Origin of the sequence: Thioalkalivibrio sp. ALJ1, assembly GCF_000745395.1 — a bacterium.
Taxonomy (GTDB): domain Bacteria; phylum Pseudomonadota; class Gammaproteobacteria; order Ectothiorhodospirales; family Ectothiorhodospiraceae; genus Thioalkalivibrio.
In genome coordinates this window covers 1,845,961-1,863,290 of record NZ_KN050684.1, presented here as the reverse complement: position 1 = coordinate 1,863,290, position 17,330 = coordinate 1,845,961, and the positions used below count along the sequence as shown (strand labels likewise).

20 protein-coding genes are annotated in these 17,330 nt (G+C 64.2%); 12 read left to right on the top strand and 8 right to left on the bottom strand.

What is annotated here, in order from left to right:
* Positions 1–2: 2 nt before the first annotated feature.
* The 3 genes from F462_RS11160 to F462_RS11150 all read right to left on the bottom strand — a co-directional run bounded on the left by F462_RS11160 (position 3) and on the right by F462_RS11150 (position 3,381).
* Positions 3–1,787: an N-acetylglutaminylglutamine amidotransferase gene (locus tag F462_RS11160; protein ID WP_038054132.1), complete on the bottom strand. Its 1,785-nt coding sequence runs from the start codon at positions 1,785–1,787 to the stop codon at positions 3–5.
* 102 nt (positions 1,788–1,889) lie between these two features.
* Positions 1,890–2,798, bottom strand: a complete 909-nt coding sequence (locus F462_RS11155; protein ID WP_018874965.1) for a LysR family transcriptional regulator — start codon at positions 2,796–2,798, stop codon at positions 1,890–1,892.
* Between the two features lie 193 nt (positions 2,799–2,991).
* Positions 2,992–3,381: a hypothetical protein gene (locus F462_RS11150; RefSeq protein WP_026181536.1), complete on the bottom strand. Its 390-nt coding sequence runs from the start codon at positions 3,379–3,381 to the stop codon at positions 2,992–2,994.
* 59 nt (positions 3,382–3,440) lie between these two features.
* On the opposite strand from F462_RS11150, the gene sohB reads away from it, so the two are divergent.
* From sohB to F462_RS11125, 6 genes are all read left to right on the top strand, one after another.
* Positions 3,441–4,547, top strand: coding sequence for a protease SohB (gene sohB / locus F462_RS11145; RefSeq protein ID WP_038054128.1), 1,107 nt, complete (start codon positions 3,441–3,443; stop codon positions 4,545–4,547).
* A gap of 66 nt (positions 4,548–4,613) precedes the next feature.
* Positions 4,614–5,117, top strand: a complete 504-nt coding sequence (locus tag F462_RS11140; protein ID WP_018874963.1) for a DsrE family protein — start codon at positions 4,614–4,616, stop codon at positions 5,115–5,117.
* A gap of 71 nt (positions 5,118–5,188) precedes the next feature.
* Positions 5,189–5,335: a hypothetical protein gene (locus F462_RS13845; RefSeq protein ID WP_167549487.1), complete on the top strand. Its 147-nt coding sequence runs from the start codon at positions 5,189–5,191 to the stop codon at positions 5,333–5,335.
* Between the two features lie 69 nt (positions 5,336–5,404).
* A complete protein-coding gene (locus F462_RS11135) occupies positions 5,405–5,878 on the top strand; it encodes an ATP-dependent zinc protease family protein (protein ID WP_051918124.1) in 474 nt (157 codons plus the stop codon).
* Between the two features lie 26 nt (positions 5,879–5,904).
* Positions 5,905–6,810 (top strand): 30S ribosomal protein S6--L-glutamate ligase, encoded by a 906-nt coding sequence (rimK, locus tag F462_RS11130; RefSeq protein WP_018874960.1) that lies wholly within the window; start codon positions 5,905–5,907, stop codon positions 6,808–6,810.
* A 73-nt stretch (positions 6,811–6,883) separates the two neighbouring features.
* Complete coding sequence (locus tag F462_RS11125; RefSeq protein ID WP_038054122.1) at positions 6,884–7,981, top strand: succinylglutamate desuccinylase/aspartoacylase family protein; 1,098 nt, start codon at positions 6,884–6,886, stop codon at positions 7,979–7,981.
* A 9-nt stretch (positions 7,982–7,990) separates the two neighbouring features.
* Here F462_RS11125 and F462_RS11120 read toward each other — a convergent pair whose 3' ends face one another.
* The 3 genes from F462_RS11120 to F462_RS11115 form a co-directional block, all read right to left on the bottom strand.
* On the bottom strand, positions 7,991–8,428 hold the full coding sequence (locus tag F462_RS11120; RefSeq protein WP_038054951.1) for a nucleoside deaminase: 438 nt from the start codon (positions 8,426–8,428) through the stop codon (positions 7,991–7,993).
* Positions 8,429–8,449: 21 nt separating this feature from the next.
* Entirely contained in the window at positions 8,450–8,587 is a 138-nt protein-coding gene (locus tag F462_RS13495) for a diguanylate cyclase domain-containing protein (protein ID WP_244270870.1), read from the bottom strand.
* Between the two features lie 284 nt (positions 8,588–8,871).
* A complete protein-coding gene (locus tag F462_RS11115; RefSeq protein ID WP_018140811.1) occupies positions 8,872–9,345 on the bottom strand; it encodes an aminoacyl-tRNA deacylase in 474 nt (157 codons plus the stop codon).
* Positions 9,346–9,436: 91 nt separating this feature from the next.
* Between F462_RS11115 and F462_RS11110 the strand changes: the two genes are divergently transcribed.
* The 4 genes from F462_RS11110 to F462_RS11095 all read left to right on the top strand — a co-directional run bounded on the left by F462_RS11110 (position 9,437) and on the right by F462_RS11095 (position 13,026).
* Positions 9,437–10,429, top strand: a complete 993-nt coding sequence (locus F462_RS11110) for an LLM class flavin-dependent oxidoreductase (RefSeq protein ID WP_018140810.1) — start codon at positions 9,437–9,439, stop codon at positions 10,427–10,429.
* Between the two features lie 382 nt (positions 10,430–10,811).
* Positions 10,812–11,345, top strand: a complete 534-nt coding sequence (locus F462_RS11105) for a macro domain-containing protein (RefSeq protein ID WP_018140809.1) — start codon at positions 10,812–10,814, stop codon at positions 11,343–11,345.
* Positions 11,346–11,493: 148 nt separating this feature from the next.
* On the top strand, positions 11,494–12,690 hold the full coding sequence (trpB, locus tag F462_RS11100) for a tryptophan synthase subunit beta (protein ID WP_038054119.1): 1,197 nt from the start codon (positions 11,494–11,496) through the stop codon (positions 12,688–12,690).
* 69 nt (positions 12,691–12,759) lie between these two features.
* Positions 12,760–13,026 carry a DksA/TraR family C4-type zinc finger protein gene (locus F462_RS11095; RefSeq protein WP_018874953.1) on the top strand — a complete coding sequence of 89 codons (267 nt, stop codon included), beginning with the start codon at positions 12,760–12,762 and terminating at the stop codon, positions 13,024–13,026.
* Between the two features lie 7 nt (positions 13,027–13,033).
* On the opposite strand, the gene F462_RS11090 is transcribed toward F462_RS11095, so the two are convergent.
* On the bottom strand, positions 13,034–13,339 hold the full coding sequence (locus tag F462_RS11090) for a hypothetical protein (protein WP_038054116.1): 306 nt from the start codon (positions 13,337–13,339) through the stop codon (positions 13,034–13,036).
* A gap of 265 nt (positions 13,340–13,604) precedes the next feature.
* Between F462_RS11090 and F462_RS11085 the strand changes: the two genes are divergently transcribed.
* On the top strand, positions 13,605–15,224 hold the full coding sequence (locus tag F462_RS11085) for a BCCT family transporter (RefSeq protein ID WP_026181533.1): 1,620 nt from the start codon (positions 13,605–13,607) through the stop codon (positions 15,222–15,224).
* A 171-nt stretch (positions 15,225–15,395) separates the two neighbouring features.
* Entirely contained in the window at positions 15,396–15,974 is a 579-nt protein-coding gene (locus F462_RS11080) for a CPBP family intramembrane glutamic endopeptidase (protein WP_026280159.1), read from the top strand.
* A 10-nt stretch (positions 15,975–15,984) separates the two neighbouring features.
* On the opposite strand, the gene F462_RS11075 is transcribed toward F462_RS11080, so the two are convergent.
* Positions 15,985–17,253 (bottom strand): putative bifunctional diguanylate cyclase/phosphodiesterase, encoded by a 1,269-nt coding sequence (locus F462_RS11075; RefSeq protein ID WP_038054111.1) that lies wholly within the window; start codon positions 17,251–17,253, stop codon positions 15,985–15,987.
* Positions 17,254–17,330: the final 77 nt, after the last annotated feature.

The window sequence follows — 17,330 nt, the reverse complement described above, 5'->3', positions numbered from 1 at the left end:
GCTTACCGATCCACGTGTGTCTGCAGCCAGTACTCGAGCAGGGCCGCGTGCCAGAGCTTGGAGCCCTGGATGCGGGTGAAATACTGGTCGGGGGCGTCCAGCAGTTTGTCGATGTAGTCCGGCTGGTACAGCCCGCGCTCGCGCGAGGCGCGCGAGGTGAGGATGTCGCGCATGAACTCGAGGAAGTCGCCGCGCACGTACTTCAGGGCCGGCACCGGGAAGTAGCCCTTGGGCCGGTCCAGCACCGCGTCCGGCAGACGCCCGCGGGCGATGCGGCGCAGCACGTCCTTGCCGCCGTCGCCCAGCTTCAGGTGCGGCGGCATCGCGGCGGCGGTCTCCACCAGCTCGTGATCCAGGAACGGGACCCGTGCCTCCAGGCCGAAGGCCATGGTCATGTTGTCCACACGCTTGACCGGGTCATCCACGATCAGTGTAGTCACATCCAGCGCCAGCACCGCGTCGATGAAAGAGTCGGCGCGGTCGGTCTCGAGTTCGGCGAATTGTTCGCGCAGCCAATCCCCGGTGATGTCGGTGGCCGGTGGGTGCTGCAGCATCTCGGCCATTTCCGGATGGTCGCGGTCGAAGTAGTGGCGGCGGAAGCGTTCCACCCAGTCGCCGTGGCGGTCCTCCGCCATCTGTGGATACCAGAAGTAGCCGCCGAATACCTCGTCGGCCCCCTGGCCAGACTGCACCACCTTCACGTGCTGCGACACTTGCTCCGAGAGCAGGTAGAAGGCCACCGCGTCCTGACCGAACATCGGTTCGGCCATCGCGCCGACGGCCTCCGGCAGCCGGGCCAGGACCTGGTCGTTGGGGATCAGGGTCGCCTGGTGGTCGGTGGCATAGCGTTCGGCGACCGGATCGGAGTATTCGAACTCCGAGCCCTTCTCCTCCGGCTGGTCCTCGAAGCCGACGGTGAAGGTGCGCAGGTCCTGTGCCCCCTCCTCCATCGCCAGCGCGACCAGCAGGGAGGAATCCAGCCCGCCGGAGAGTAGTACGCCCACCGGCACATCGGCCACCTCCAGACGCTTGCGCACGGCGCTGCGCAGACTGTGCTCGATACGCTCCTGCCACTCGGCGTCGGACACGACCGGCTCCGGGCGGTGGGCATACAGTGTCCAATAGCGCTGTAGCCGTTCCTGCCCGCGCGCATCGATGCTCAGGTAATGTCCTGGCTCCAGCTTGCGGATGCCGCGCAGCACGGTGCGCGGCGCGGGCACCACCGCATGCAGCGAGAACAGCATGTGCAGCGCCTCGGCATCCAGCTCGGTGTCCACGTCGCCCGCCGCCAGCAGCGCCTGGGTGTTGGAGGCAAAGCGGATCCCGTCGCCCATACGCGCCAGATATAGCGGCTTGATCCCCATACGATCACGCGCCAGCAGCAGACGCTGGGCATTGCCGTCGAACAGGGCGAACGCAAACATCCCGTGGAGGCGACTGACGATCCCCTCGCCCCACTCCGCGTAGCCACGCAGGATGACCTCGGTATCGCCGGTGGAGAAGAAACGGTGGCCGCGGCCTTCCAGTTCGGAGCGCAGCGCGCGGAAGTTGTAGATCGCGCCATTGAACACCAGGGCGAACCCGGTCTCCGGGTCGAACATTGGCTGATGGGCACGTTGCGACAGGTCGAGGATGGACAGCCGCCGGTGACCCAGCGCCACCCGCCCGGAGGCCCACAGGCCATCGGCATCCGGCCCGCGTCGTTCCAGACAGGGCAGCATGCGGGCCACGGCCTCGCCGCTGGCCCGGCGTTCACCCCAGACAAATTCTCCTGCGATCCCGCACATCGGTTCGATCCTTGTTGATTCTTGTTGGGTTCGGCGCGATCACCCGAAGTCCGACGTGGGCCGGGGCTTCGCGTGCGAGCACGCTCCTCCAGGGAATTCCCGTCAGGAAGGGGGGTCCGCCCGGAAGGCTTGCTCCAGCGCTTCCATCAGGGACTGGCTGGCCACGCCGGCACGATCCCGGTCCGCGTGCACGATGTAGAACGGCACCTGATGCCGAGCACCAACCTCCAGGTTCAATTCGACCAGCCGGCCCGCCGCAAGATCCTCGGCGATCCGGTCCTCCGGCATCCAGGCAAAACCGATACCGGAGCGCAGGATCTCGCAGGCGGTACCCATGTGGGAAACCGTCCAGCGCTGGTCGGCCTCCACCCAGCCGCCCTCGCCGGGGGCCTGGATACCTGAATCCCGCACCACCACCTGACGGTGTGCCTGGAGATGGCGCCGGGTCAGCAGCATCTCCGCCTGCGCCAACGGATGCGACGGATGCGCCACACAGACCATCGACAGCTCGCCCAGGCAGCTACCGAGATAACCGGACGGAAGCTCCGGACCCAACAGGATGTCCACGGCCGCATCGCGCAACAGGTCAGGCCCCCCACTGAGCACGACCTCGTGCAACTGGATCCGCGTGGCTGGATAGGCCCGCGAGAAGGCTTCCAGGGCACCAATCACTGGCGCGCGCGGCAGGAGCTGATCGACCGCCAAACGAATCTCGGACTCCACCCCGGCCGCGAGCGCACCCGCCAGGGCCTCGATCTCCGCCGCCTCTTCCAGCAGGTGCTCGGCCCGGCGCAGCAGCGCCTTGCCGGCCGGGGTCAGGACCGCCTTGCGGCCCTGCACCTCGAAGACATCCACGCCCAGCTGCTCTTCCAGCTTCTGCACCGCATGGTTGATGCTCGACGGGCTCTTGTGCACCCGCTCGGCTGCCCGTGCGAAACCGCCGGCGTCCACCACCGCCTGCAGCATGCGCCACTGTTCAAGGGTGACGCGAATCACTGCGGCCGCCCGCATTGGTGGTGCCTATTCCTCAAGCCCCGTTGCGGTGTCCGGCCGGAGCTTGTCGTACCGACTTGGTCCGGATGAGTTCGGGGCATCAATCGGTATCGGGGACCGTCGAGGATCGAATGACGACCCTGCAGGCGCCACAGCTTGCACGCACACGAAAGCCGCTTGAACGCGAGCAAGTCGATTGACCCTCGCCTGGCTAGTGTCCCTCGGGACATCCGCATCCTGGGTTGTGGATTCGCACGTGCCACTCCTCACGCAGACGGGCATAGGCGTTGGCAGTCAACAAGACCAGATGGATGGTGGAGGGGTAGATCCGACGGTCCATGCGCAGGGTCTCGGTCAACTCAGGATCGCTGCCTTCCGGGATGTAGAAGAAGTCCACCCCCTCGCGTAATTGATCCTTGCGCGCCTTGAACAGGCGAAAGGCCGTGCCCTTGGGTACCCCGTTCCATTCATCCACCTGGCGCAGACTCAGGGTCGCGTATCCGGCATAGATGATCGGTTCGGGCAGTGGGCCCACTGCGGAACCTTCCCGGTCGAGAAACCGTCCCGCACTACGAGGGTCTTCAACTGTATCGGTATTCATGCTGGCATTATGCACGCACAGGCTTCGAGCCTCACCACGCCATCAATCCAGGACATGAAATGGAATTTCTTCAGGAGTACGGACTTTTCCTCGCCAAGGTTGCCACGGCGGTCATTGCCGTGCTGATCGTGCTGAGCGCCGTCGCCGGGCTGGTCGCCCGTTCGCGCGATCGGCGTCCGGATCGCCTGAGCGTCAAGCGACTCAATGACCGCTTCGAGCGGATGGAAAAGACCGTCCGCCGCGCAGTGGAGCGCCGCCGCGGGCGCGTCGAACGCCTGCGTGACTGGGCCACGCGCAAGCTCGCACGCAAGGGTGCCGAGACATCAGGCACGGGGGCCACCGCCGAACAGGACACAGCGACCGATGAACAAACGCGCGACGCCCCCGACACTGCGCAACCCGAAATGGAAACGCCTACCGAACGTCCACGGGTTTACGTACTTCGTTTCGAGGGGGATATCCGCGCCTCCAGCGTCGAAAGCCTGCGAGAAGAGATCACCGCCATCCTGACCATGGCGCGACCGGAGCAGGACCGGGCCATTGTCTGTCTGGAAAGTCCGGGCGGGCTGGTCCCCTCCTATGGGCTCGCGGCCGCCCAGCTCGCCCGCCTGCGCGAGGCGGGGATGGATCTGACCGTGACGGTGGATCGCGTGGCCGCCAGCGGCGGCTACATGATGGCGGCAGTCGGTCACCGCATCGTGGCAGCCCCGTTCGCGGTCCTGGGGTCCATCGGCGTCGTGGCTCAGATCCCCAATTTTCACCGTTGGCTGACGCGCAACGATATCGACATCGAGCTGCTGACCGCAGGCGAATACAAGCGCACGCTGACCATGCTCGGCGAAAACACCGACGAGGGCCGCAAGAAATTCCGTGAGCAGTTGGAAGAGGCCCACGAACTGTTCAAGACCTTCCTGACCCGGTATCGCCCGCAGTTGGACCTTGAACAGGTCGCCACCGGCGAGCACTGGTACGGCGAACAGGCCCGCGAGATGGGCCTGGCCGATGAGCTGCGCACCAGCGACGATCTACTGCTGGAACTGACCCGCGAAGCGGATGTTTTCGAGCTCACGTATCACCGCCCACAGACCCTTGGCCGCCGCGTCACCGTCGCGATGGAATCCTTCCTCGAACGTATACTGCGCAGCCAGGGCGAGACCCGGATGTAACCCGAGGGAAGACCCCGGGCCGCTGCGACGTCGAACCCTGACAAGCCACACCAAAAGGAGTCCCCCATGAACCGGAAGAACCGACCCTTGATCCGCCTGCTGCTGATCCTTCTGGCCGCCGCCAGCCTGCTCGCCATGCCATTGGTCGCCAGTGCCGATGACAACCTCCCCTGGGGCTCGGCCGAGAAGATGGATCGCCCATATGAACCCCGCAAGGTGGTCTACGACGTGTACACCAGTAGCGCCCGAGAACTGGAGATGGTCCTGGACCGCGTGAGCATGCTGAACAACGTCTACGAAGCCGATCCGTTCGAGGCGCATATCGTACTGGTGCTGCACGGGCAGGAAGTGCCCTACTTCACCCGCGACGAATTCGACGAGCACGAGGAGCTGATGCGCCGGGCCAAGTCCCTGACGGACGCTGGACCGGTCGAATTCCGCATGTGTGAGGCATCTGCCCGCCTTCGCGGCATCGAGCTGGAAGATATCCACGGTTTCGTCAACGTCGTGCCGATGGCCGATGCCGAGATCATCGAGCTGCAGCACGAAGGGTACCTCCTGATGCAGTAACCCTGGCCGCAGTCAGCTGAAGTCGCACGCCTGGCCGAGAACCGGGCGGACCCTTTACCGGCCCGCCCGGCATGCCACCTCTACCGCTCCAGACATCGGGGCATATCTTCTGGTCGCATGAACATGGGCGCCACGGGATCGAGAATCGTGACGGCATCCTCGACAGCATGAGCAACGCCCTCGACGCCCTGACCAACCCGGCAATCGCCGGAGATTGAACGGGTAAACGCCCAGCACCGGACGGGCGATTCGTTATAGTGTGGGTTCGACCCGTTCCGGGAGCCCACGTGGATCGCTCGTCCTCTTTAAACCCCGCTCAAACTGAACCCCGCAACCGGCCGATCCTCGGCTGGCGCGAATGGGTTGGCTTGCCCGATTTCGATATCCCGGCCATCAAGTGCAAGGTCGACACCGGCGCGCGCAGCTCCGCGCTGCATACCTTCCAGATCGATCCCTTTACCCGCGATGGACATGAATGGGTGCGCTTCGGCATCCATCCTTACCAGCGCGACGCCGAGACCGAGGTCTGGCATGAAGCGCCGGTATTGGATATCCGCAGCGTGACGGATTCAGGCGGCCACACCGGCGAGCGCTACTTCATCGCCACCCGCGTGCAGCTCGGATCGATCTTGTTGCCAGTTGAACTCTCCTTGACCAGCCGCGATACCATGCTCTTTCGCATGCTACTCGGCCGCGAGGCCATGCGCGGTCGCTTCCTTGTCGACCCCCAAGCGTCGTTTGTCACTGGCCACCACCCGTAACCCTCCTCAGCTCAACAGGCGTCTGCATGAAACTCGGTATTCTCTCGCGCAACAGCAAGCTCTACTCCACCCGGCGCCTGGTCGAGGCCGCCGAACAACGCGACCACGAGGTGCGCGTCGTGGACCCATTGCGCTGCTACATGAACATCACCGCTCACAAGCCGCAGATCCACTACAAAGGCGACATCCTGGACCAGTTCAACGCGGTGATCCCGCGTATCGGCGCCTCGGTCACGTTCTACGGAACGGCCATCCTGCGGCAGTTCGAAATGATGAACGTCTACCCCCTGAACGAGTCGGTCGCAATCTCCCGCTCACGCGACAAGCTGCGCAGCCTTCAGCTGCTGTCGCGTCGTGGCATCGGGCTCCCGGTCACCGGATTTGCTCACTCGCCGGATGACATCGATGACCTGCTGGCCACCGTCGGCGGCGCACCCTGCGTGATCAAACTGCTGGAGGGCACCCAGGGCCTGGGCGTGGTTTTGGCCGAGACCAAGCAGGCCGCCGAGAGCGTGATCCAGGCCTTCATGGGTCTCAAGCAGCACATCCTCGTGCAGGAGTACATCAAGGAGGCGAAAGGCTCCGATATCCGCTGCTTCGTGATCGGCGACAAGGTGGTCGCTTCAATGAAGCGCCAGGCCAAGGAAGGCGAGTTCCGATCCAATCTGCACCGCGGCGGCAGCGCTACCCTGTGTCGTATCACGCCGGAGGAACGTGCCACGGCCGTGCGCGCCGCCAAAGTGATGGGCCTCAATGTCTGTGGCGTGGACCTGCTGCGTTCCAACCATGGGGCGGTGGTAATGGAGGTGAACTCGTCCCCCGGTCTGGAGGGCATCGAGAACGCCTCGGGCAAGGATGTGGCCGGCATGATCATCGAATTCATCGAGAAGAACGGCAAGCCCAACCGCACCAAGACCAAGGGCAGCGGCTAATGATCCCGACACACCCTCTTCGCCGACCCTTGGCGACGGTCCGAGGTCTCCCAACTTGTTGCGAGAAGCACTAATGCCCGGAACACCCCGCGCTCTACGCAACAATCCGATCACCATCGGCAGCACGACCGTACGCCCCGGCGAACGCCGCACGGTGGAACTCGAGCTGGGGGCCCTCTATACCCACACCCCCACCAATATGCCGGTGCAGGTGCTGTGCGGACGCCGCAAGGGTCCGGTGCTGTTCGTCAGTGCCGCGATCCACGGCGACGAGATCAACGGGGTCGAGATCATCCGGCGGCTGCTCAAGGTACCTGCGCTGCGCCGCATGAAGGGCACATTGCTCGCGGTACCGGTGGTCAATATGCACGGCTTCATCAACCAGAGCCGTTACCTGCCCGACCGGCGTGATCTGAACCGCTGTTTCCCGGGATCGCAGAAGGGCTCGCTAGGCGCCCGCGTGGCCCGGCTATTCATGCGCGAAATCGTCCAGCGCAGCACCCACGGGATCGACCTCCACACCGGCGCTATCCACCGCTCCAACCTCCCCCAGATCCGCGCCAACCTCGACCACCCGGAAACGCTCGATCTGGCCCGGGCCTTCGGTGCACCGGTGATCCTCAATTCGGCCCTGCGAGATGGCTCCCTGCGCGAGGCCGCCGCTGAACGCCAGGTCCCGATCCTGCTCTACGAGGCCGGCGAGGCCCTGCGCTTCGACGAGCTCTCGATTCGTGGCGGGGTGCACGGCATCATCGAAGTGATGCGCCAGCTGGAGATGCTTCCCGCCGTGCGGCGACGCGCCCGCAAGGAGCCCATCATGGCCCGCACCAGCGGGTGGGTACGGGCGCCGCAAAGCGGCATCCTGCGCACCTTCGTGCGACAGGGCGACCGCGTGGTCCGCGACCAGACCCGCCTGGCCATCATCTCCGACCCCTTCGGCGAGACCGAGACCGAGATCCTGGCGCCGGCCTCCGGCATCATCATTGGCGAGCTCAACCTGCCGCTAATCAACGAAGGCGATGCCCTGTTCCATATCGCGCAGTTCAACCGCACGGATCTGGCCGTGGAGCGCCTGGAGACCTTCCAGGAGAACCTCGAAGCCAGCGATTACCCCTACGCCGATGACCTCCCAGGGAAAACCCCTAGCCACGCCGACCGCGGGCACCCTTAAAGCGGTGCCTCAGTGGCCGATGTCCTCGTGCCACAACTCCGGATAGGTTTCGATGAAATTCTGCATCAGCGCCCGGCACGCCGGGTCCTGCACGACATCCACCTGGATTCCGTGACCACGCAGCCAGTCCTCCTCGCCCATGAACGACGCGTTCTCGCCAATCACCACCCGCGGGATGCCGTACAGGACGATCGCCCCACTGCACATCGCGCAGGGCGATAACGTGGTGTAAAGCGTGCACTCGCGATAGACCCGGGCGGGCTGCCGCCCGGCGTTCTCCAGCGCGTCCATCTCCGCGTGCAGGATCGCACTCCCCTGCTGGACCCGCCGATTGTGCCCGCGGCCAAGTACCGTACCCTTATGCACCAGCACCGAGCCAATCGGGATCCCCTCCTCCCCCAGCCCGGCCCGCGCCTCATCCAGCGCCTGTTCCAGAAATGGATCCATCATCATTCGGAGCTTCCCTGTTTAACCCGGCTCGGTCCGCCACAATACGCGGTTGCGACCCTGCTGCTTCGCTCGATAAAGCTGCTGGTCGGCTTCATGCAGGGCACTGTCGAGGTGACTGGGATCATTGGAACGCGTCAGCCCCCCACTGAATGACACATGTGACGGGTCGAACCCCGCCAATCATTCCCGACGCCACACATTTCAGCGGCCAAATGTGGCCCCTGTCAGGGCAATCACGCCATTCGGCATGCATCACACTGACGCGTGGACCCTCATGGGAGGGTCGCGACACATGAGAAATTCGTGGCCGCAAGGCCGACTACGCGCGCGGGAAAAACAGGGCAGAACAGGCTCTCCCCAACACGCGTACAGCCCTACCTGGGGACCACTCGTCCTTTACAACGGAAGCTCTCTAGGATAGCAGCATCGGTCCCTGGCGATCAGACGTGAGCGCTGAACTGGCCGCGCCGGGGCTGACCCAGAAGGAACAGGAAGTCCCCTTCGCCCAAGTGCACCAGAGACTCATGGTCGCCGGCCTCGAAATACACGTCATGCTGCTCCAGCAAGGTGTCATCCACCAGCGTTTCCAACCCGTAGGCCGGACCCAACGCAGGGATAGCACCACGCTCGCAATCCGCAAAGACACTGGCAACCTCGTCCTCGGTGGCCAGGCCCACGTGGTCGCCGAGCAGGCGGTGCAACTGGCCCAGCTTCACGCGGCGTGTAGCTGGCACAACGGCCAGTCGATATTGCGTGTCCTCCTCCACAAGGAGCACGGCCTTGGCCACGGCATCACCCGGTATATGGGCCGCCTCGGCCGAGCGGCTGGCGGAATCGGAGTGCGGGTGATGCACCACCTGATAGGTCACCGCATGCTGGTCCAGAAAATCGCTCAAGGTCCTCGAAATACCCATGGCATGCCCTCCGCAAAGCCTTTCTTGACTATAGACCCCGCCATGACTGACGAGGTCTGCGGCCACCTGCCACATCGGTACAATTCGGACCATGACCGCATTCTCCGTACTCGACCTCGCCCCGATCACCGCCGGGGGCGACGCCACGCAAGCGCTCCACAACACCCTGGATCTGGCCCAGCATGCCGAGACACTGGGCTTCCATCGCTACTGGCTGGCGGAACACCACAACATGCCCGGTATCGCCAGTGCGGCCACCGCCGTCGTGATTGGCCAGGTGGCCGCGGCGACGCAGCGCATTCGGGTCGGTGCCGGCGGGATCATGCTTCCCAACCACGCCCCGCTGATCGTGGCCGAGCAGTTCGGTACCCTCAACGCCCTCTATCCGGGGCGCATTGATCTGGGTTTGGGCCGGGCACCGGGAACCGACCCGACCACGGCACGTGCCCTGCGCCGCGCACCCGACATCGACCCCGACCAGTTCCCCCGCGATGTCGCCGAGCTCTTGACCTACTTCGACGAGCCACAGCCGAACCAGGTCATTCACGCCATCCCTGGGGCGGGCCAGAAAGTGCCCATATGGATACTCGGATCCAGCCTGTTCGGAGCGCAACTCGCAGCCCAACTGGGTCTGCCCTACGCGTTCGCCTCTCATTTCGCGCCAGGCCAACTCATGTCTGCGCTGGAGCTTTATCGCAGCCAGTTCCGCCCCTCTTCCTACCTGGCACAACCCTACGCCATGGTGGGATACAACGTGTATGCCGCAGAGACCGACGCCGAGGCCCGCACCCTTGCAAGCTCCATGGAGCAGGCCTTCGTGAGTCTCCGTCGTGGGCGCCCGGAGCCGATCCAGCCCCCGATTCGGGAATACCGGGAGCAGCTGGATCGCGCAGAGCGGGCCATCGTCGAACAGACCATGGCCTGCTCCGCGATCGGCGCTCCTGACACCGTGGAACGCGAGATCCGCGACTTTCTCGAGCAGACGGCCGCCGACGAGCTGATCATCACCACCTCCACCTTCGATCACGCCGATCGCAGGCGCTCGCTAGAGCTGACTGCGGAGGTACGCGACCGTATCGGCTAACCCGGTTTCCGAGATCCAAGCGCTTCCCTATGCTTGGGAGTACGGCCAGCGACCCAAGGGAAACGCTGATTAATGTACACGCTCGCGTTGGCACCCCAGGTTTTCCGAGGCAAGGCGCGTCGCGCAGCGGATAGTGGTTCTACCCGCCCGTTTTTGATGGATTGGGGCGCAACGCAGGATCGGGGAACCTGGGGTACCAACCCCACAACCTATTGAGAGCAGGGGCTCGGCCGCCCGTTGTTATCAAAAACGGGCGCGGGAAACGGCGTTGCGGTTCCTTTGTGCAGAATGACTGCACCGCAGTCACCGCGCCTTGTTCGCACGCAAAAGCGACTCGAGCGCGAGCGTGCACATTAATCAGCGTTTCCCAAGGGAGAGGCCCATGCGCGTCGACATCCACGGCACCACCATCGAATGTGTCACCGGCGACATCGCCGCACAGCGCGACATGGACGCCGTAGTCAATGCCGCGAATGCCTGGCTGCGCCCCGGAGGCGGGGTCGCGGGCGCCATCCACCGCGCCGCCGGCCCCGGTTTGGAACGCGAGGGCCAGCCACTGGCCCCGATCGAACCCGGCCAGGCCGTACTGACCGGAGGCCACCACCTGCCCAACCGCTTCGTCATCCACTGTCTGGGACCGGTCTACGGGCACGATGAGCCGGCCGGTCGCCTACTCGGTGCCTGCTATCGCAATGCCCTGACCCGAGCCGAGGAGGCCGGAATCTACAGCGTTGCCTTCCCAGCACTGTCGACCGGGGCATTCGGTTATCCACTGGAAGACGCCGCCCGAATCGCAATCCAGACCGTTCTGGACGCCACGCCAAGACTGGACGCAGTCGGCCATATCCGGTTCGTGCTCCACACGGAACAGGATCGCGACCTGTATGCGCGGCTCCTGGAGGAATGTACGGCGTGAGGCCGTATGAAACGGTCGGCGCGGATATACCGCCCGACAGACCCTGATCGGCTCTGGCCGGGTTGGCATTCCGGATGGGACGCAGGATCATACAGCCCCGAACCGGCCCCATAGGCCCTTTCAACAACACAAGGCAGTGAGACCGCCCATGTCGTATCTCAAGGACTACCCCAACGCGGAAGGCTTTTTTGGTGAATTTGGTGGCGCATTCCTCCCGCCAGAACTGGAGCCGCACTTCGCCGAGATCAACCGCGCCTATCGGACGCTCGTGCGCTCTGGCGATTTCCTGAACGAGCTGCGCTACATCCGCAAGCACTACCAGGGGCGGCCGACGCCGGTGTACTACGCCCACAACCTGAGCCGAGCGGTGGGTGCACACATCTACCTCAAACGCGAAGACTTGAACCACTCCGGCGCGCACAAGCTGAACCACTGCATGGGCGAGGCATTGCTGGCCAAACACATGGGCAAGAAGAAATTGATCGCCGAGACCGGCGCCGGGCAGCACGGTGTCGCCCTGGCCACCGCAGCCGCCTACTTCGGGATGGAATGCGAGATTCACATGGGCGAGATCGATATCGCCAAGGAAGCCCCCAATGTCACCCGAATGAAGCTGATGGGGGCGCAAGTCGTACCGGTATCGTTCGGGGGGCGTTCCCTGAAAGAGGCCGTGGATTCCGCCTTTCAGTCCTACCTCTCGCAGGCCGCCGAGGCGCTGTTCGCGATCGGGTCCGTGGTCGGGCCGCACCCGTTTCCGCTGATGGTACGTAACTTTCAGTCCGTGGTCGGCATCGAGGCGCGCGAGCAATATCTGGAGATGAGCGACGGCGAACTGCCCGATCACGTGGTCGCCTGCATCGGCGGCGGCTCCAATGCGATGGGCATGTTCGCGGGCTTCATCGAGGACGCACAGGTGCAACTCAACGGCGTGGAGCCACTGGGGCGCGGCACCAAGCTGGGCGAACACTCCGCCACCATGACCTATGGCAAGCCGGGCATGATCCACGGCTTCAAGTGCATGCTGCTGGCCGACGACGAAGGCAATCCGGCCCCGGTCCACTCCATCGCCTCGGGGCTGGACTACCCCGGGGTCGGACCGGAGCACTCTTACCTGAGGACCACCGAGCGCGTCGCCTATCACGCAATCAACGACGATGATGCGCTGAATGCCTTCTACCAGCTCTCGCGCACCGAGGGGATCATCCCGGCACTGGAGAGCGCGCACGCCGTCGCCTGGGCGATGAAACAGGGCCGCGAACAGCCGGGCACAACGATCCTGGCCAACCTCTCTGGACGCGGCGACAAGGACATCGATTACGTCGCGCGCGAGTTCGGCCACGGTTAGGGAGACGGAACTTCCGACCCGAGGGCTACAGTCTCATACCGAAAGGCCACCCCGATGCGAGGACACGCTATGGCAGGCGGATGGGCAAAAGACGGCGCGGAGCAGGAGCAGATCGACCACACGGTCGAAGATGCCCTGCAGCGCGTGCGCAGCCAGATTCCGGCCGGCGAGAGTCTGACCGAATGCGAGGCATGCGGCACGCCGATCCCCGAGGGCCGGCGCAAGGCTCTACCGGGCGTGCGCCTGTGCGTCACCTGCCAGGAGGCGCAGGACACCGAGCGACAGGCCACCAGCCCCTACAACCGGCGGGCCTCCAAGGACAGCCAGCTGCGCTGAGCCAACCCTACAGGTACTTCATCCGCGCCCGAATCGAATCGGGATCGGATACGACATCCCTCAGGCTGGCCCCTTCTTCGGCACTCCCCACAACCAGTCCCTTACCGGAAACCGGAATCACGTTGTCGATCTGGAAACGTCCCGTCGTGCCCCGCAGGAAGCACTCCTCGTCAAAGAACAGGCGATCACCGTCCGGCCCGATCTCGTCAGACTCAAGCGTTTCGTAGCCAATCAGGCGCGCGATATCCTCGTGGTCTGCGATATTCACCTGTTCAATCGTCTGCTGCTCCGGGTCAATCAACAAAGCCTTCATCCACGTCCTCGGTCACACGGGTTCACGGACTCATCAAGGTACGCGATCCACGTATGCGCTGACTATGGCAAGGCAACCATTGCCCGGCGCGGCGCCCAGCCGTTCGCACGCCCATCACTTATGGCCGTGCGTTACGAATGCGTAATCGGGATCTCTCATACCCCTTTTGCAATTCTCCGCTCATGGGTCTTTACTCCCGTCAGGCGGCCGCAAGCAAGAAGCACCCGTGATACCGCCGCACCCACGCAGAATGGAGGAGGCGACGGTGAGCGAGAATCCACAAGACCTCGAAGAACAGAGAAAGGAACTGGAAGCCGAGTACGAAACCGACCACGAGATCGGTGAGCAAAACATCAACCCACTGGGCCTGGACCTGCACAACCCGGTCTTTGTTACCAGCGCGTTGTTGATCAGCGTATTCGTCATCCTCTCGCTGATCTTTCCGGAACAAGCCAACGAGAACCTCGACAACACCCGTCAGTGGATTGGCCGCACCTTCGACTGGCTATTCCTTTCGGCCGGCAACATCTTCGTCCTGTTCTGCCTGGCCCTGATCCTGCTCCCCATCGGCCGTATCCGCATCGGTGGGCAGGACGCCAAGCCGGAATTCTCGGTAATCTCCTGGTTCTCCATGCTATTCGCCGCCGGCATGGGGATCGGTCTGATGTTCTGGAGCGTGGCGGAGCCAGTGGGCTACTTCACCGAATGGTTCGGCACGCCGCTGGGGATCGAAGGCGGGACCGAGGAATCCCGGCAGGCCGCACTGGGGGCCACCATGTATCACTGGGGTCTGCACCCCTGGGCGATCTATGCGGTGGTGGGGCTGGCGCTCGCATTCTTCGCCTACAACAAGGGCCTGCCGCTCACCATTCGCTCCGCGTTCTACCCGATCCTCGGGGAACGCGTGTGGGGCCCCATCGGCCATGTGATCGACACCCTCGCCGTGCTCGCGACCATGTTCGGCCTGGCCACCTCGCTCGGTCTCGGGGCGCAACAGGCGGCCTCGGGTCTGGAGTTCCTGTTTGGCATTGATGCCGGCCTGAACACCCAGGTCGCCATCATCATCGGGGTCACTATCATCGCCCTGCTGTCGATCATGCGCGGCATCCATGGCGGCGTGAAGGTACTCAGCAATATCAACCTGCTGTTCGCCGCGCTGCTGCTATTTTTCGTGATGGTGGCCGGCGGCGTGCTTGCGTTCCTGTCTAGCGTCGGCACCACGGTGACCGGCTACGTGCAGTACATCATCCCGCTCAGCAACCCGGTCGGGCGCGAGGACGAGACGTTCTACCACGCCTGGACCATCTTCTTCTGGGCCTGGTGGATCTCCTGGTCGCCGTTCGTCGGGATGTTCATCGCCCGCGTCTCGCGCGGACGCACCGTGCGCCAGTTCGTGACCGCGGTCCTGCTGGTGCCGACCATGGTCACGGTCATCTGGATGAGTGCCTTCGGCGGTTCCGGAGTGGATCAGGCGCGAGAAGGCATCGGCGCCCTGGCCGACGGGATCTCCGACTCCTCGCTGGCCCTGTTCCAGATGCTGGAGCACCTGCCCTTCACCGCCATCACCTCGTTCCTGGCGATCGCCCTCGTCCTGGTGTTCTTCATCACCTCGTCGGACTCGGGCTCGCTGGTGATCGACTCCATCACCTCCGGCGGCAAGACGGACGCCCCACAATCGCAGCGCCTGTTCTGGGCCACCTACGAGGGCATCGTTGCCGGGGTCCTGCTGGCCGTTGGCGGGGCTGCGGCTCTCAACGCGCTGCAGGCGGGGGCCGTTAGTACCGGTCTGCCGTTCGTGATCGTGCTGCTCGTGATGTGCGTCAGTCTGATGAAGGGCCTGTTCCACGAACTGGCCCTGATCCGCATCGAGGAGGCCAAGACCTAAACGAGACGCGCGTCCGGGATTCCCGAGCCCCACCACAGCCCTCCCCGCATCCGCTTCGGCGGCGCGGGGATTTTTCAGATCCTACGCATCAATGTCTTCCTTCGCAGGACAACGGCCCCCGAGATCGGGCATCCTCGCGGGGATGACCCCTGCATGCCCCGTCCACTCGCGATGAGTCTGCGCAAGACGATCGCCCGACACCCATTGCTGGCCGGAATCGTCTTCCAGGCCGCGCTGATCCCGCTGGCAATAATTCTGGCGGGGCTGCTGGAGATCCCCCTCCATGAACATCTGATCTGGAGCGTCGAAGCCGTGGCCCTGGGCGCCCTTGCGGTTCTCCCGATGCTGGCACTCCTGAGTGTCCTCGCCATGAGCCACTGGGATTCCTATCGCGAATTATCGGCGCAGGTACGCGAATTCGTCCAGCGCCTCTTCCGTGGTGCGCTGCCAGGGGCCGTGCTGCTGATCTCGTTACTGGCCGGGGTGGGCGAAGAGCTACTGGTTCGGGGCGTCCTGCAGGGCTGGCTGAGCGAACGCTGGTCGCCGGCATGGGCGATCCTGATCGCCGCGGTGGTATTCGGCCTGGCCCACTCGATCAGTCGCCTCTATTTCGTATTCGCCACCCTGATCGGCCTCTATCTTGGTGTGCTCTACCACCTGACCGGCAACCTGTTGGTGGTCATCGTGACCCACGCACTCTACGACTGGATCGTTATTCACCTGTACCTGCGCTCACGCTCGCCGGGGTAGCGGACAGGGATCACCCATTGGCCTTCGGTTGCGCCCCCGACACCTGCTTCATGAAGTGTGGCAGGCGCGCCGGGCGTCCGAGGTAAAACCCCTGGACCAGGTCACAGCCCAGGGCCCGCAGGCGGTTCAGCGTGTCCGCGTCCTCGACCCCTTCGGCCACCACAGTAAGTCCCAGCTTGTGCCCAAGACCGATCATGGACTCCACGATGCGCTGATGCGGCGGGCTGGAGATCAGCTCGTGCACGAAGGTCATGTCGATCTTGAGCTCATCCAGCGGCATCCGCAGGAGTCGCTCCATGGACGAGTACCCGATCCCAAAGTCGTCCATGGAGATGCGCAGACCCAGCTGCTTCATGTTGTGCAGGGCATCGCGTGCCGCCGCATCGTGGCTTTCCATGACCGCTGTTTCGGTCAGTTCAACCGTTACCTGCTCGGGTGGCACACCCCAGAGATCCAGCGACTGGGCTACCAGATCCACCACCTCTGGCTCCTGCAAGTCATCGGCGGAAAAGTTCACCGACACCCCAACGGCGAGCCCTGCCTGCCGATACTCGGCGCATTGCCGCAAGGCGGTGTTATAGACCCAATGGGTCAAGCGTGGCATCAGGTCGGTGCCCTCCGCCGCGCGGACCATGATATCCGGCCGGATTGCGCCGAATTCCGGGTGATCCCAACGCAGCAGCGCCTCGGCCGATTCCACCTGCCCCGACCTCAATGAAATCTGCGGCTGATACTCGAGATGCAGGGACCCGTCCTCGATCGCATCCCCTAGCTGCGACCACAGATCCACTCCCTCCAGCATCGTCTCGGTAGCCCCCGGGGCATGCAGACGCAGCCGGACCCGCTCACGCCGAGCCTGGCGCATCGCCGCATAGGCCTGAGTCAGCAATTTGCGCGGTGCCACGGGGTGCAGTCCCTGAGACAAGGCCAGGCCCGCCCGCGGCCAAAGGAGCACCTCACGTTCGCCGCAGGGAAAGGGCTCACCCAACACACGCAGCATCTTGTGACCCGCCAGCTCGGCGAATCCGCTGCCATCGACGTGGGGCAGCATGCAGGCGAGTTGATGGCGTCCCGTCATCCCGACGGAACCACCCGGTAGTGCCGTCGCCAATGCCTCGCCGGCCTGCCGAAGCAGCGCATCCGTCGCGTCATAACCCAGTGCGGCGTCAATATCGCCCAGCCCTTCAAGATCGATCACGGCCAGGGCCGGCGAACGGTCGCCACCACTCGCCTGCAGGCGCTGGAGAAAGGCTTGATAATCCGATAGGTTCGGCAACATCGCTGGGCCCGGCCAACGGCACCCAAGCGGTGCCTTCAGGGAAACATGGATCAGTCGCCCGCTCGCGAAGAAACCGG

Bases quoted from the DNA above. Each gene is read 5' to 3' on its own strand.
- F462_RS11080 (WP_026280159.1), top strand. From the start codon at position 15,396: ATGAGTCTGCGCAAGACGATCGCCCGACACCCATTGCTGGCCGGAATC.
- trpB (WP_038054119.1), top strand. From the start codon at position 11,494: ATGTCGTATCTCAAGGACTACCCCAACGCGGAAGGCTTTTTTGGTGAA.
- F462_RS11095 (WP_018874953.1), top strand. From the start codon at position 12,760: ATGGCAGGCGGATGGGCAAAAGACGGCGCGGAGCAGGAGCAGATCGAC.
- F462_RS11120 (WP_038054951.1), bottom strand. From the start codon at position 8,428: ATGGATCCATTTCTGGAACAGGCGCTGGATGAGGCGCGGGCCGGGCTG.
- F462_RS11110 (WP_018140810.1), top strand. From the start codon at position 9,437: ATGACCGCATTCTCCGTACTCGACCTCGCCCCGATCACCGCCGGGGGC.
- F462_RS11160 (WP_038054132.1), bottom strand. From the start codon at position 1,787: ATGTGCGGGATCGCAGGAGAATTTGTCTGGGGTGAACGCCGGGCCAGC.
- rimK (WP_018874960.1), top strand. From the start codon at position 5,905: ATGAAACTCGGTATTCTCTCGCGCAACAGCAAGCTCTACTCCACCCGG.
- F462_RS11075 (WP_038054111.1), bottom strand. From the start codon at position 17,253: ATGTTGCCGAACCTATCGGATTATCAAGCCTTTCTCCAGCGCCTGCAG.
- F462_RS11155 (WP_018874965.1), bottom strand. From the start codon at position 2,798: ATGCGGGCGGCCGCAGTGATTCGCGTCACCCTTGAACAGTGGCGCATG.
- F462_RS11090 (WP_038054116.1), bottom strand. From the start codon at position 13,339: ATGAAGGCTTTGTTGATTGACCCGGAGCAGCAGACGATTGAACAGGTG.
- F462_RS11115 (WP_018140811.1), bottom strand. From the start codon at position 9,345: ATGGGTATTTCGAGGACCTTGAGCGATTTTCTGGACCAGCATGCGGTG.
- F462_RS11125 (WP_038054122.1), top strand. From the start codon at position 6,884: ATGCCCGGAACACCCCGCGCTCTACGCAACAATCCGATCACCATCGGC.
- sohB (WP_038054128.1), top strand. From the start codon at position 3,441: ATGGAATTTCTTCAGGAGTACGGACTTTTCCTCGCCAAGGTTGCCACG.
- F462_RS11105 (WP_018140809.1), top strand. From the start codon at position 10,812: ATGCGCGTCGACATCCACGGCACCACCATCGAATGTGTCACCGGCGAC.
- F462_RS11150 (WP_026181536.1), bottom strand. From the start codon at position 3,381: ATGAATACCGATACAGTTGAAGACCCTCGTAGTGCGGGACGGTTTCTC.
- F462_RS13845 (WP_167549487.1), top strand. From the start codon at position 5,189: ATGCCACCTCTACCGCTCCAGACATCGGGGCATATCTTCTGGTCGCAT.
- F462_RS11140 (WP_018874963.1), top strand. From the start codon at position 4,614: ATGAACCGGAAGAACCGACCCTTGATCCGCCTGCTGCTGATCCTTCTG.